The sequence below is a fragment of the Paenibacillus senegalimassiliensis genome, from assembly GCF_001486585.1.
Classification (GTDB): Bacteria; Bacillota; Bacilli; order Paenibacillales; family Paenibacillaceae; genus Fontibacillus; species Fontibacillus senegalimassiliensis.
Map to the genome: position 1 here is coordinate 92,909 of NZ_LN909043.1, position 14,497 is coordinate 107,405.

The 14,497-nt window shown below is 50.8% G+C and carries 9 protein-coding genes; 8 read left to right on the forward strand and 1 reads right to left on the reverse strand.

The genetic code is table 11. The features are described from left to right. Positions 1–153 precede the first annotated feature (153 nt). Genes BN3279_RS04185 through BN3279_RS04195 form a run of 3 tightly spaced genes read left to right on the forward strand, consistent with a single transcriptional unit; the run spans position 154 to position 4,168 of the window. Positions 154–1,824, forward strand: coding sequence for a spore germination protein (locus BN3279_RS04185; protein ID WP_059049386.1), 1,671 nt, complete (start codon positions 154–156; stop codon positions 1,822–1,824). Between the two features lie 54 nt (positions 1,825–1,878). Next, positions 1,879–2,982 (forward strand): GerAB/ArcD/ProY family transporter, encoded by a 1,104-nt coding sequence (locus BN3279_RS04190; protein ID WP_059049387.1) that lies wholly within the window; start codon positions 1,879–1,881, stop codon positions 2,980–2,982. Next, positions 2,975–4,168: a Ger(x)C family spore germination protein gene (locus tag BN3279_RS04195; RefSeq protein ID WP_059049388.1), complete on the forward strand. Its 1,194-nt coding sequence runs from the start codon at positions 2,975–2,977 to the stop codon at positions 4,166–4,168. The genes BN3279_RS04190 and BN3279_RS04195 overlap by 8 nt, the downstream gene beginning before the upstream one ends. A gap of 65 nt (positions 4,169–4,233) precedes the next feature. Here the strand turns inward: BN3279_RS04195 and BN3279_RS04200 are convergent, their stop codons facing one another. After that, positions 4,234–6,324 carry a GxGYxYP domain-containing protein gene (locus BN3279_RS04200; RefSeq protein WP_089153431.1) on the reverse strand — a complete coding sequence of 697 codons (2,091 nt, stop codon included), beginning with the start codon at positions 6,322–6,324 and terminating at the stop codon, positions 4,234–4,236. 263 nt (positions 6,325–6,587) lie between these two features. Between BN3279_RS04200 and BN3279_RS04205 the strand changes: the two genes are divergently transcribed. From BN3279_RS04205 to BN3279_RS04225, 5 genes are all read left to right on the forward strand, one after another. Next, on the forward strand, positions 6,588–7,820 hold the full coding sequence (locus BN3279_RS04205; protein ID WP_059049390.1) for a GntR family transcriptional regulator: 1,233 nt from the start codon (positions 6,588–6,590) through the stop codon (positions 7,818–7,820). A gap of 212 nt (positions 7,821–8,032) precedes the next feature. Next, positions 8,033–9,031: a carbohydrate ABC transporter permease gene (locus BN3279_RS04210; RefSeq protein ID WP_059049391.1), complete on the forward strand. Its 999-nt coding sequence runs from the start codon at positions 8,033–8,035 to the stop codon at positions 9,029–9,031. Further along, positions 9,003–9,926, forward strand: coding sequence for a carbohydrate ABC transporter permease (locus BN3279_RS04215; protein WP_059049392.1), 924 nt, complete (start codon positions 9,003–9,005; stop codon positions 9,924–9,926). Before BN3279_RS04210 ends, BN3279_RS04215 begins: the two co-directional genes overlap by 29 nt. Before the next feature lie 44 nt (positions 9,927–9,970). Continuing rightward, the gene (locus tag BN3279_RS04220) at positions 9,971–11,416 is read left to right on the forward strand and encodes an extracellular solute-binding protein (protein WP_059049393.1); all 1,446 of its coding nucleotides are present in this window, start codon (positions 9,971–9,973) and stop codon (positions 11,414–11,416) included. A 26-nt stretch (positions 11,417–11,442) separates the two neighbouring features. Next, a complete protein-coding gene (locus BN3279_RS04225; protein WP_059049394.1) occupies positions 11,443–14,490 on the forward strand; it encodes an alpha-mannosidase in 3,048 nt (1,015 codons plus the stop codon). Positions 14,491–14,497 lie beyond the last annotated feature (7 nt).

Here is a 14,497-nt window from a genome sequence, read left to right on the forward strand (position 1 = left end):
GCCAAGCAACAAGTTCAAGTTATATGCAGGGAACAGAGACAGCCAGGCTGCTTCTGTTCCCTGTTTTATTGTTGCACTATGAAACAACATCCTGCGATGCTCATAGAATGGCGTGGTTCGGGGGAGATTAGGGAGAACAATTCGCGTAGGGGAATGGTTCATGTGTGGTGGTCAAATATCGTTTCTTATATCCCGGATTGGCCGGTCTTTGTGCAGGCGGGAGCCACGCTGCTTATACCTGTCGTCCTCTACTTCACCCATCGTTGGTTCCGCTCGGTGGTGACGAATGGAGGGGGTTCTTCGGAGAAGCTGACGGCAGCGACCGAAGAATCCGATTCCTTGCTGACGGGTGACTATGATGCAGACCTGGACTCGATCAAGCAAGCCATTGGCAGCAATGACGATTTGCATTTTCGGGAATACAGAGTGGCAGAACTCGGCATACGGGCAGCCTTAATCTATATTGACGGCATGCAGGAAGACCAACTGATCGATACCCAGGTCATGCAGGTACTTATGGGCAAGGGAGATTTTGTGCCGGAGGTAGAGCTAGAGTCATCGCTTCCTCCCGCGGACAGGCTGGCTGCTTATTTCCGGCAACGCATCTTGCCGGTTGTTGAAATGGAGGAAGTGCAGGGAACACAATGTCTGCATGAAATGGTCCTGACGGGATATACTGCTCTGCTGGTTGAAGGTATGCCCTCGGCCATATTGGTAGGTAAGCCGCGGGGGAAAACAAGGTCGATTACCGAGCCAACCTCGGAAGCACTGCTACGTGGGCCGAGATTAGGATTTACAGAAGCGCTCAGCGAGAATACTTCCATGCTGCGGCGTCAGGGGCGCACGGAGCTGATGGAAATCAAGAAGTACACGGTAGGCAATACGCTGAAACGGGACTTGGCCGTTGTGTATATGAAATCGATTGTAAATCCCGACCTGCTGCAAGAGGTGGAGAAGCGGGTCGCCAAGATCGATCTGGATTTTATTGCTGAATCCGGTTATGTGGAGCAGCTTATCGAAGACGATATTTTGAGTCCCTTTCAACAGGCACAGAACACGGAGCGACCGGACCGGGTCATCAATGCGTTGATGGCAGGCCGGGTGGCTTTACTTCTCGACGGAACGCCGTTTGCGCTTATCGTTCCCGTAACCTTCAGCATGCTGCTGCAGTCTCCGGAAGATTATTATGAACGGTGGATGGCGGGTTCTCTGCTGCGCCTGTTGCGCTTTTTTGCCGCCTTTATGTCGCTGATGATTCCTTCACTGTACATTTCCTTCATCTCCTTCCATCCCGGTTTGATTCCCACAGAGCTTGCTATCACCATTATTGAGACCCGTGAGCGGGTTCCCTTCCCTTCGCTGATCGAAATTCTGGTGCTGGAAGTATCAATTGAGATTTTGCGCGAAGCCGGGGTACGCTTACCCAAGCCAATTGGCTCCGCGATGGGGATCGTTGGAGGCTTGATCATCGGAGAAGCGGCTGTACAGGCCGGGATTGTCAGCCCGTTTCTGGTCATTGTCGTTTCGGTTACGGCTATAGCTTCCTTTTCCATTCCGATGTACAGCGCTGGAATAACTTTGCGTATGCTGCGTTTTGTCGGAATGTTCTTCGCCGCTGCGTTGGGGATATTAGGGACGATTTTGTTCTTCCTGCTGATTTGCAGCCATCTTACCAAGCTGAAGAGTTTTGGTGTGCCCTACATCACGCCTGTATCGCCTATTCGTCTGCATGATTGGAAGGACTTGTTCGTTCGTGCTCCGCTCACCTTGATGAAGTTGCGGCCAGAGATGATGAAGACGGAACGCAAGCGCCGCAAAGCCTGACTCTTCGGCAACTGATCCCTCAGACTTCTAATGACGTACACCAGGAGGTTGCCCGTGTTCACACGTTCCGATGATAAGATCACAACATCACAAGCGGTAGTATTTCTGACCGACAGTATACTGGGGGCGGGTATTCTCACTATGCCGAGGGATATCACGGAGAAGGTGAAGACGCCGGATGCCTGGTTATCCGTGCTGCTGGGGGGCGTCGTTATACTGCTGGTCGTATGGGTGATGACCAAGCTGAGCCAGCAATTCCCGGGCAAGACGATCTTCGAATATGCCCGGAGCATCGTGGGTAAGATTCCTGGCAGTATGATGTCGCTGCTTATGGTCATTTATTTTCTGGTTATTGCCGGTTTTGAGATTCGTATTTTGGCAGAGGTCAATATCTTCTATCTGCTGGAAGGCACACCGGTGTGGGCTGTGATTATCCCGTTTATCTGGACAGGGGCCTATCTGGCCTCAGGCGGCATCAATTGTATTGCCCGGTTGTTTCAGATTATTTTCCCCATAAGCATTTTTATATTGCTGCTCAGCTTTCTGCTCAGCATGAGATTGTTTGAGATTGATCACCTGCGACCGTTCCTTGGCGATGGTCTGCCGCCCGTCCTGAATGGGTTGAAGTCGTCCATCCTCATTTACACCGGCTTTGAGATTGTCATGGTTCTGGTGGGTCATATGCAGCACCCGGAGAAGGCGGTCAAGACGATGCTGCTTGGGGCAGGTATCCCCATCATTTTGTATGTGTTCGCAACCATGATTGTAGTGGGGGGAATGTCAATCAGCGCCGTGTTGCGCAGCACTTGGCCAACGCTTGACTTGTTGCGCAGCTTCGAGATTACCGGGTTGTTCTTCGAGCGGTTTGAATTTCCGTTCCTGGTTATATGGATGATGCAGATGTTTTGCAATTTTTGTAGCCAGTTCTTTGTCACTTCGTTGGGGTTATCAAAAACCTTTGGCATCAAATTTCCGATCGTTCTGTTTGCACTGATGCCAATATTGTTCCTAGCCGCGCTTATTCCGAGAACGATGAATGATTTATTCACATTGGGTGGTGCCATCGGGTATATGAGCGTATTCTTGTTTGTACTTGTAACAGTGCCGCTGTGCCTTATTTACCTCATTCGGAAGAAAGGACTCAGGAAACATGCGTAACCACCGGATGCTGATGCTACTGCTTGTAGTCGGACTGATGGTCACTCAAACAGGCTGCTGGAGCAGCAAAGAAATCGAAGACTTAAGTATGTACATCGGGTTGGCTTTGGACGATGGTAAGCCTACTCCTACGGAGCAGAAGCTGGACAAGCAAGGACAAGGCTATCCCAAGCGCAATTTAATCACTGCCACCGTACAAATTGTCCCGGTCAAGACGGGCAGCAACAATCAGCATGAGAAGGGGGCGGGAAAAGGAGACGGCTTCTTGAACGAATCGGAAACGGGTGATTCCTTGCTGCAAGTGATGCGGCAATATTCGTTGCGACGGGAACGGGCCGTTATTGGTCATCATCTCAAAGTGATTATCATTTCCACCGAGCTGATTCAGAAGCAAAGTATCGACAAATTGATGGATTTTGTGCTGCGGGACAACGATATTCGTCCAAGCTGCATCACACTATTAAGCCGGGGGATGGCCCGGGATACACTGGTGGCTGGACACTCCGGGGAAATTCCTGCGTTCAAGCTACAAGCGATGCCAAGGGGACATTTTCGAACAGGGAAAATTATGAGAGGGGTTAACTTGACCCGATTGGACAGTCTGATTGGCTCCAAGCAAAGCTTCATTCTACAAGAAGTAGCCACAAGCGGAGGAGAGGCGGAGTTCTCCGGGGCGGGAATTATTAAGGGAGACACCGGCAAATATATAGGTTCACTCGATCAGACGGATGTACAGAGTATAGCCTGGATCAGGGGCGATATCCAGGGTGGAGTCATCAAGAGCTATGACTGGCATGATGAACCGATGACGTATGAGGTCGAGGGGATGAAGAGCAAGATCATTCCCCGGCTGGAAGGCGATCAGCTTTCGTTCCAGGTCAAAATTGAATCGGAAGGAAGGATGATTGAGAACTGGGATGTGGAAGAAGACCCGTCCAAGGCGGAGTTTCTGAAGCGAGCGGAGAAGGTATTTGAAGATACCTTGCTCCAAATGCTTGAGCATCTGCTGGTCAAGCTGCAGTCCAAGCATAAGGTGGATGTGTCGGGATTTGGCAAACAGCTCAGTGTAGATCACCCTCAATATTGGAAGAAGGTCAAGGACCGCTGGGATGAGGTGTTCAGCCAGACGCCTGTTACCTTTGATGTAAAGTTCACCATTACGGATTACGGTTCTTCCAAAAAATAAGGCCCTTTCCTGTCCTCGTCCAGAGAACACGAAAGGGCGGGATAATCAAGATTCGTTAGTCGGTTTTACTCGAAGTTGTCTATTGCGCTATCGCCTATCTCCAGCGCATAAGGCTTTACGGGAAGCTTGTAAGCTTGGCGAATTAGCGAGAAGTAATGGTCGCCACGGACGACCTCATATTCCTCTCCCAATTGATTGGTCAATTGGACCATATCGGATGGGGTCAGGCTCCAGGCCAGCAATCCCAAAGAGACGAATAAGGGAGATTTACCGTCCCAGTTTGCCTTGGCTTCTTCCAAAATACGCAAGCCATCTTGAGTTGTGCTAATGCCCTGAATGGTGGAGACCGGAAGTGAACCGTTCACAATCTCCACGCCATAGCGGTCCTCCCAGCTCAGGAATAACCCTGGAGACTTATAATGCTGCTCGTAGGCCTTGGCATAGGAGGTGCCCAGCGGCAAGTTCTCCCCATCGATGCGATTAAGTACATAGGTCAGGGGCATCTTTGTTTTCTGCATATATTTATAGCTTTGCTTCAAGTAATTGGCGAAGGTGGTTTGCGGCCATGCTTCCGGATAGAAGTAACCGACACCCGATGGTCCGGCGATAATCAGATCGTTCGTGGTACTCGACTGCTGATAGTAATTCAGTATGGCCGGAGCGGCATCGTATAGCAGGGGGCTGGAGGTCCAGTTCAGCGGAATTTCTCCGCGGGCCGGGTCATCCCACAGATTACGCATCTTGTGCTGATTGTACTGGAAGTTGTCACCTTCGCTGAAAGTGTAGGTCACGTAAATTTTATTTGCCAGCTTGGGTGCCGGTGGAGTCTTGAGCTTGAATGGTTTGGACTCTGTGCCGGAGAAGACGGTCAGATTGCTGAACCAGTCGGCAGCCAGCACGTATACGCTATGATTGGAGGCCACCTCGACCGAACTGAATTCCCCTGCGACATCGTTGCTGAACCAGCCGAGATAAGGCGTACCAGGCTTGACGTCGCTCAGAATCTTCTCAAACAGTGCCCGCTGCTCGGGATCGTTGACCTCCAGCCAGAAGACCATCGCCTTGTTGGCTACGGCATAGTCACGCAGGTACCCGTAAGGCTCCTTCTTCTCCGAGGACAGAGGCTGAACATTGCCTGCCGATACCTTGTATTGGTTCCACATCGTGACGGAGGCGGTCAACTCTTGCGTCCCTTGGGGAGCTTCGAACCGGTACACGAAGTAACGCCCGTTGTCCGCGAATCGGTGCCCGCCGTCTCCGGCTGATACTTGAGATTGCTGACGGTCATACAGGAACTTCTCTTCTTCGGACGTATCTGCGATAAAGTCAGCGATGAGCTGGCCATCCGCCTTCACGACGACCCGATGAACAGCCGAGCCCCAGCCGTCTTGGCTGAATGCATCGTCAAAGCGTAAGAATACGGCACCCTTGCCGAGGAACGGGGTAAGGTTCAGGTCATAGGTATCCTTATTGCCAGCATCGCGGACTTGCTCGGTTTCTTCCGCAATAACTTCGAACGAGTCAGGCAATCCTGGCGGAATGGCGATTGGAGCATCCGGGCTCAAGCCGACCAGCATACGCTGGGTGGTCTGCTTCCAGAGATGCTCATATTGCCAGGTGTACGCATCCATTCGATCCTCGAATCGCCCACGTAAATCCTCAAGCACCTTGAGCTTGTAGGGTGAAGATTTGAGCTTGTTAGCTAACTCGGGGCTTGCTACTACAGCGTTCTTGAGCCCGGCTAGCGTTGTGGCTACGTTGATGGAATCCGGAACTTCCGGATCGTAAATAATGATGCCTTTCACCTCATGCTTGTATTTCTTAACAAGATTCCAAATGTCGTCATGTACCGTATAAGGGACCTGAAGATCGCCTAGCCAGGTCAGCTTACCTTCTTCTTCGCTCTCCAGCAGATAGATGCGGGGCTCCGTACGGTTCACGATTCCTTGCAGTGTAGCCAATAACAGACGGGTATCGCCGGGAGCTTCAAGCACATCCGCGACGTCCAGCCTTTTTACCTTCGTAAAATTTGGAAGCGCTTGCGATTTAGGCCAGTTAATCGTTTCTTTCCATTTGTTAGAACTCGAGGATTGTGCAGTAGCAGAGGTGGTGCCAAGGGTTAAGGACAACGCGCATAACAAAATGAAACCTGCCATCGTAAGCTTTCGTATCAAGCTCGTTCACCTCGTATCCTCATTATCAGAGACTATCGCTTGAGGCTCTCCCGCAGGCCGCGAACACCTCTATTCCTCCTTTTTGCCGACTGTCTGCGGCAGGAACAAACGATAACACCTGTATAATATGTTTAATATATCCAATACTTAGTGTCAAGCAAGCGAACAATATTTTGCCAGATTGACGAAATGACATAAATGATATAACTTAGATGTATTGAGAGAAAAGATAGGAGAACTGTAAGATGCAGAACGAGCGACAACCGTTATACATGCAAATTCAGCAGCATTTCAAGAACTTGATACTTGAGGGCGACCTGAAGGAGAACGACAAGATTCCTTCGGAGAAGATTCTGATGGAGCAGTTTGACGTGAGCCGGATTACGGTGGCTAATGCACTGATGCAATTGGCGAAGGATGGCTGGATTTACCGGATTCCCGGTCGAGGCAGCTTCGTCAGTGAACGGATCGGGGAATTGCTGCGCCAAGGCCAAGGTACTATGGGACAAGGGGGAGGCGGTCTACGAATCCGCCGGGAAGGAGAGGCGGCACAATACAACTCGGCCGGAGGCGTAGACACCCTTCCTCTGGTGAGAGAATCGCTGGATGCTTCGGGCAAGAAGAAGACGATCATTGGACTGGTGATTCCGTTGCTGGTGGACTACTTCGCCATCCGGCTCCTGCAAGGAATCAACAATGTTCTTGAGCATAGTCCTTACAGCTTGCAGATTGTTCTTACCTACAATTCCATCGACCGCGAGAAGGAGGCCATTAATGAACTGATTCGCCAGGGAGCGGCGGGATTAATCATCTTCCCCTCGGATGCAGAGACCTACAACGAGGAGATATTGTCCCTCAAGCTCCGTGGATATCCCTTCGTGCTCATCGACCGTTACTTGCCGGGAGTGGCGACCAATGTTGCTCGCAGCGACGGCATGATCGGGGGACAATTGGCCGTAGATTATTTATGGGGACTAGGCCATCGAGACATTGCCATCTGCTCGGATGCGCGGCTACCGACCATCACGGTAGAAGATCGGATTAACGGGTATATGGAGGCATTGAAGCAGAAGGAAGCCATGATTAATCCGGCGTTGATCCTTACCGACTTCAATGTGGATTACAGCAGTCTGGACAGCAGTCATCCCTTGTACCGGTTCATCAAGAACCGGATTGCCTCGGCTTATATTACTCTGAATGGCAGATTGGGGCTGCACATCTATTCTATCTGCAAGGAGCTTGGGCTGAGAGTGCCGGAGGATGTCTCCATCCTTACCTTTGATGATCCATCACCCGGGCTGCATGAATGGGGTTATTTTTCGCATATTTCACAATCGGAGCTCGAAATGGGAGAGGCAGCAGCTAACATTTTGCTGCAAATTTTCCAACAATCCGATATCCGGGAATCGGGATATACGAAGATTATTCTGGAGCCCAAGCTGATCGAAAGTCAGTCTACAGGGCCATTTCATCCATGAGTGCCCCCAGACTTCCGAGACTATTCAGCACTATAGACACCTGCTTGCTCCATAAGCGGGTGTCCTTTTTTGTAATAAATTAGCAATAAATGATATATCTAATATCTTGACATAAATGACATAGTGCAATATATTTAATAATGCAAATAGTGTTTCAGATACCACCTGTCATTGATGGAAGGCGGAACTTTGTAAGGGGGGTTGCTGGTGTTATGGGAAAAACGGTAGCACAGGGAGGAAGACAAACGCTGAAGCAAGCTTTTGGAAGGCATAAGGACGCATGGATTGCCACCGTTATCCTGGTACCGATGTTTTTCTTTTGGTTACTGGTTTCAGGATTTCCTACCATGTTCGGATTTGTGCTTGGCTTCTTTCAATGGGTAGGCTTGGCCGACACGCCCAAGTTTATCTGGTTCGACAATTTTATCAGCTTCTTCAATAACCCGGTTTATACGGATGCGTTGTGGAGATCAATCTGGCTGGGCGGTCTGGTGACTGTCATTACGTTAGGTGCCGGTTTCGGAGCGGCATTGCTTATGAACATGCCACTGTTCGGCAAGGGCTTCTACCGTTCCATCTGGTACATACCCGCTGTAACGGCGACCGTAGCCACAACGCAAGTCTTCAATATCTTCCTTGATTCCAATAATGGAGTCATCAACAATATCCTCAAGTCCATGGGCAAGGACCCTATTGTATGGCAGTATTCAGTGGGCTGGGGAATTTTCTGGATTGTGGTTTATTCCGTCTGGAAGGGCGTGGGCGGAGCGGCACTGATCTGGCTGGCGGGTCTGCAATCGGTAGACCTCACCTTATATGAAGCTGCGGAAATTGACGGGGCAGGGCGCTGGGATAAGCTGCGTTACGTAACGATGCCAGGGCTCAAGCCAATTGCAACTTATATTGTCATTACAAACCTGATCGCTGCAATTCAGATTTATGAACAGGTGTTGTTTATTACCAACGGGGGACCTTATGGTCAGACCGAGGTGTTGGTATTCCGAATTTATCGTGACGGCTTCTGGGACTTCAACCTAGGCATGGCGGGGGCTTCGTCCCTGATTATGGCGTTGATCATTATTACCGTGACCGTCATGTACTACAACTGGTCTACCAAGTCAGATCGCCGGACGACCATACCAATCAAGCCGATCAAACCGATTGCAAAGGGGGGAAGCGGGCATGGCCGAAGCACTAAGCGTGAGGTTTAAGAAACAGCTCAAGCCCGTTCATTTACTGGGACATATCATCTTGCTTGGCGTCGGACTTATTTTGCTGTATCCCTTAATTTTTATGATCTTTGCCGGTTTTTTCACCAAGACGGAGTTCACCTCTACGGTACTGGGCATCCTTCCGATTCCGAAGGCCCCAACACTGGAGAACTTTAAGGCCTTGATTGTGGGTTCAACGGATGCCGCAGTGGCAACGTATTTCAAGAACTCATTAATTCGCACATCCTACAATACGGTCTGGGCGATTTTGACCTCCTTCCTGGCGGGGTACGTATTTGCCCGTTTGCATTTCAAAGGCCGGGACACTTTGTTCCTCATTTTACTGGCTACTCAGATGATTCCCGGTACACTGGCTATCATTCCGACTTATCTGGAATTTGCCCGCTTCCCGTTTGCCGGAGGCAACGATATATTTACCGGGGGAACGGGGATTCTGAACTCTTGGTGGGTGTACCTGCTAGGCGGACCTAGCATCAATATTATGGGGACCTTTCTGGTCAAGCAATCGCTAGAGAAGGTTCCGTTAGAAATCGATGAAGCAGCCACGGTGGATGGAGCGGGTACGTTCCGATTGATTTTCCAGATTCTCTTCCCGCTACAGCTTCCGATCATGGCATTCATTGCCATTACCACCGCGCTGGGTACATGGAATGACTTTATTACTCCGTTCTTCTATACCACTAGCGATCATTTGCAAACGCTTCCGGCGGCAATTACAAGGTTGTCCTCCGTTGGCGCAAGTCCCGGTGCTGTGATTAACTATCCATTGATCATCACGTTAAGTCTTGGCATTACCGTTCCCGCACTGCTGATTTTTGCCTTCTTCCAGAAATATATTGTTCAAGGCTTGGCGAATACGGGGATCAAAGGATAGTTCATCTTATAAAAAATCAGCTTTGAAAATGGAGGGGTTCAAGTATGTTTAAGAAAGTATCGTTTATGCTTCTTTCACTTGTGCTAATGGCAGGGCTTGCCGCCTGTTCGTCAGGTGGTAATGCGGGGGGCAGTGGCTCCGGAAATGCAACGGGTGGCGATTCATCCAATAATGATGGAGCCGGTCAAGTTACAACCATTACGGTGTTAAATGAAGGCGCTGTAGCAGTAGGTGTTGGAGAGCTTGAAGGTTTGTTGGAGAAGAAGAAACAGGCAACGATTGCTGATGAAACGCAAGAGCCGCGAGTTGTGGAGGAGGATTTCAACTACACTCCTGGTCAGACTGCAAAAGGGGCAGTGTTCCCTTACCTATACCAATCCATCATCCATGATCGTCTGAGCAGTAAAGGCATTGCGGTGAAGACAGAAGACTGGGGATGGGGAGAGCAACTGATTCAGAAACAGACCGCTGGTTTCCTGGCCAAGAATATTCCTGACATCATTGTGGGCGAAACCCAGATGCCAGGCTTTGCACAGCAGGGTTTGCTTGAACCGTTTCCCGATGATCTAGCCCAGGATATTCGCGATAAAGTGGCTCCGGCCGCATGGAGCCCTATGGAATATGATGGTAAAATTTATGGATTTGCCTCACAGCCAGGAGTGAGCAGCTTGTTCTGGAACAAGGATCTCGTGAAGCAAGCAGGTCTTGATCCAGACAAAGCACCAGCCACCTGGGATGAATTTTTGAGCAATGTCACCAAGGTGACAGAAGCAGGCGCCGGGAAATTTTACGGTGGTGGGGTCTATGCCGGACCTAATGCCGGGGGATACCTGCGGTACGGTACGCTTCTGGTCATTAACGGCGGCGGGTTTGCCGATGATCAAGGACAACCGGTATTTAACTCTGACGCCAACGTGGAGACTGTCCAGTTCCTGAAAGAGTTGAACAAGAATCATCCTCCGGGCTTGATGGCCAATACCAATGAAGGTGCCTACTTTGATGCCTTCAAGAAAGGTCAAATTGCCTATTTGATTGACGGACCTTGGCGGGCAGGAGAAAGTGCCCATCTTGATATTGATTACGGTATGGCTCAAATCCCATTGTCCTCAGACGGTCAACCGGGCAATATTACGATTGGTGCTGCTTTTCACTCAGTACCTAAGGATGCCAAGAACAAAGAAGCGGCGTTTGAATATATTCGCATTATGTTTAGCGAGGAGATTCAACAGCTTATTGCAGATACCGGTGCACGTTCGCCTGTATTGAAATCCATTGCCGAATCGGAAGATTATAAGTCCGCCCATCCGGAGATGTACCAGCACTATCTAGCTATGTCCGGTAATGTGCAAGGGCTTCCGACATTTGCGAAAGAAGACTCGAAAATTTGGCAGATGTTTGGTGATGCGGTGACCAAATCGCTGATGACGAACGAGGATGTTAAGTCGATTCTAGACGATGCGCAGAAGAAGGCGGAGGTTAGAACGAAGTAAAACTATTATTGAAAGAGTGATGCAGCATGCCTTATGAAACAAACCAGATTATGATCCAAAAGGCGAAGGGACGGCTAGCCAAACTGCAAGAATATATGTATCGGCCGGTGTCGGAACTGGAGGTTCGCGCATGGGTGACAAAGGAACCTGTGTCCTTTGCGGAGAGAACGGACGGCAGCTATCTTGAGCTGCAGCCCGGGAGCAAATGGGGCGAACTTTGGGAATGCGCTTGGTTCCATTTTCAAGGCACTGTGCCGTCATCGGCAGCAGGTAACAAGGTGGTGCTGTTGATCGACGTCAGCGGAGAACTGTGTCTTGTGGATGAAGGCGGCAGCCCGCGTCAGGGACTGACAAATATTAATTCTGAATTTGATTTTAGCCTGGGGCGGCCTGGCAAACGTGTGGTTGATGTGAGCCCGGCAGCCAAGGGCGGCGAAGTTATCGATCTGTGGGGAGATGCCGGTTGCAACGATCTGTTCGGACGTTTCCGCAGCGGGACGCTCAAGGAAGCATCCGTTGCGATATGTCATGAAGAGGCCCGGCAGTTGTACTACGATCTTGAAGTATTGATAGAACTGGGTGAGCAATTGCCGGAATCAAGTGCTAGAAAGGCACAGGTACTGCAAGCAGTCTATGAGGCGGCTAATATACTGGCCGAGGTCAGCGAGGAGACGGTTCATCGGGCGAAGCAAAGGTTGGCTCCCGTATTGAGCAAGCAAGGCGGCGACCCTGTGCTGACGGTTAGTGCCATCGGTCACGCTCATATTGACCTGGCCTGGTTATGGCCGATTCGGGAGACGATTCGCAAGGGAGCACGCACCTTCTCCACTGCCTTACGCAACATGGAGAAGTATCCCAATTATGTATTTGGGATGAGCCAACCACAACTCTATCAGTGGATGAAGGAGCGTTATCCTCAGCTTTATGCCGAGGTGAAGGAGCGTATCCAGGAAGGCCGCTGGGAGGCGCAAGGTGCGATGTGGGTGGAGCCGGACACGAATATATCTGGCGGGGAAGCGCTGGTTCGGCAGATCCTGTACGGGAAGCGATTCTTCCGCAAGGAATTCGGCAAGGACATGAAGGTGTTATGGCTGCCCGACGTCTTCGGGTATACCGGTAGCTTGCCGCAGCTTCTCAAGAAATCCGGCGTTGATTATATGATGACGCAGAAGCTGAGCTGGAGCGTCTACAATACGCATCCTCATCACAGCTTCTTCTGGGAAGGCATAGATGGAACTAGGGTGTTAACCCATCTGCCGCCGGAGGATACGTACAATAGTCCGGGAGCGCCAAGGTCGCTGACCAAGATTGAGCAGAGTTATCTGGACCGTAACGTATCCGAGCATGCCTTAATGTTATTCGGCATTGGCGATGGCGGCGGGGGTCCGGGTGAAGAACATCTGGAGCGGGTGGAACGGGAACGTAACCTGCTTGGGTTACCTCCCGTAGTTCAAGAGCCTGCTATTACGTTCTTTGAACGTCTGGAGCAGGAGAGCGATCGCTTCCATACGTATCGTGGCGAGCTTTATCTGGAGAAGCACCAAGGGACACTGACTACCCAGGCGCGTAATAAATGGTATAACCGCAAGCTGGAAAAGGCGCTACGCGAGTTGGAATTCGCGGCATCGTTGCTTTGGGCGCTAGATAAGAAGGCAGCCGATTATCCTGCCGAGCGACTGGAAGAGATATGGAAGGAAATGCTGCTGTATCAATTCCATGATATTTTGCCAGGCTCATCAATCACGCGGGTATATGATGAATCACTAGAACGTTACGGCAAGCTTCTCCCTGAAGTGCAGGCGCTGGCGACCGAAGCTTATGGGCGGGTGGCTGGAAGCAGTGGCATTCAGTCAGGCGAGTCAGTGTTATTCAATTCCCTGCCTTGGGAGCGTCGCGAATGGTTAGATACGAAGGAAGGTCTACGTTTGGTCAAGGTCCCGGCCATGAGCTGGGTTAAGTTGAAGGAAGCAGTTCAACCTGGTGAAGTATCGCCAGCGACGCTGATCGCCGAAGACCTCAAGCTGGAGAACGAGCGGCTGGCCGTTCGCTTTGCCGAAGACGGCAGCATTCTTTCGCTGCTTGACAAGGCCGTAGGCCGGGAGACGATTCGGACCGGGGCGCAAGCTAACGTATTTACGGTATACCATGATGATGGCGATGCCTGGGACTTCCCACGTGATTATCGTGACACGGTTGCCGGTACAATGAAGCTGGCGAGCCGCCGTACCTATGTTGCCGGGCCGCAAGCCGTAGTTGAGCAGGAGTACCGATTCGGGGAGTCTGTACTGAAGCAAACCATCCGCTTGCTCGCGGGCGAGGAACTGCTGCAGTTCGAGACGGAAGTCGATTGGCGCGAGTCCGGCAAGATGCTGCGAGTAGCTTTTCCGCTTAACGTGGTCAGCGATCAGGTCAATTGCGAGATTCAGTTCGGGGTGTTAAAGCGCCCGACGACTCGCAACAACGCCATTGAATTTGCACGGGACGAAATTTGTGCCCACCACTATATTGATCTATCACAACCGGATTACGGGGTGGCGCTGTTAAATGACAGCAAATATGGCCATAGCGCAGAGGATGGCATTCTGGATCTCAATCTGCTGCGTAGCCCGAGTTATCCCGACCCGGTCGCCGATCAGGCGGAGGGGCACTGCTTCACCTATGCTTTGTACCCGCACCAGCATGACTTTATTCAAGCCGGGGTATATCGCAAGGGGTACGAACTCAACGTGCCGATTTCTATCGTCGAATCGATCGCTCCTGCAGAGGGGGGAACCTCCTCTGCGACTCAAGCGACTGCTCCATCAGAAGCCTTTGCGCTGGTAGGAATTGATCATTCCCATGTGATGCTGGAAGCGGTGAAGAAGGCAGAAGATAGCGATCATTTGATTTTGCGGCTGTATGAAACGTCCGGTGCGGACAGCGAAGGCATTCTGCGCTTCGGTCTAAATTGCCGGACAGTTGAAGAGGCGAATTTGCTGGAAGAACCAACGGCTTTGCTGGCCGAGCAGGTGAAGGAGCTGCCTTTGAGGTTTACTCCGTTTGAAATCAAGACGATTCGCGTTCAATTTGATTAAACCGGAA

Excerpts from the sequence above, each read along its gene's own strand:
- BN3279_RS04220 (WP_059049393.1), top strand. The coding sequence starts at position 9,971 with ATGTTTAAGAAAGTATCGTTTATGCTTCTTTCACTTGTGCTAATGGCA.
- BN3279_RS04205 (WP_059049390.1), top strand. The coding sequence starts at position 6,588 with ATGCAGAACGAGCGACAACCGTTATACATGCAAATTCAGCAGCATTTC.
- BN3279_RS04215 (WP_059049392.1), top strand. The coding sequence starts at position 9,003 with ATGGCCGAAGCACTAAGCGTGAGGTTTAAGAAACAGCTCAAGCCCGTT.
- BN3279_RS04200 (WP_089153431.1), bottom strand. The coding sequence starts at position 6,324 with ATGGCAGGTTTCATTTTGTTATGCGCGTTGTCCTTAACCCTTGGCACC.
- BN3279_RS04195 (WP_059049388.1), top strand. The coding sequence starts at position 2,975 with ATGCGTAACCACCGGATGCTGATGCTACTGCTTGTAGTCGGACTGATG.
- BN3279_RS04185 (WP_059049386.1), top strand. The coding sequence starts at position 154 with ATGGTTCATGTGTGGTGGTCAAATATCGTTTCTTATATCCCGGATTGG.
- BN3279_RS04225 (WP_059049394.1), top strand. The coding sequence starts at position 11,443 with ATGCCTTATGAAACAAACCAGATTATGATCCAAAAGGCGAAGGGACGG.
- BN3279_RS04210 (WP_059049391.1), top strand. The coding sequence starts at position 8,033 with ATGGGAAAAACGGTAGCACAGGGAGGAAGACAAACGCTGAAGCAAGCT.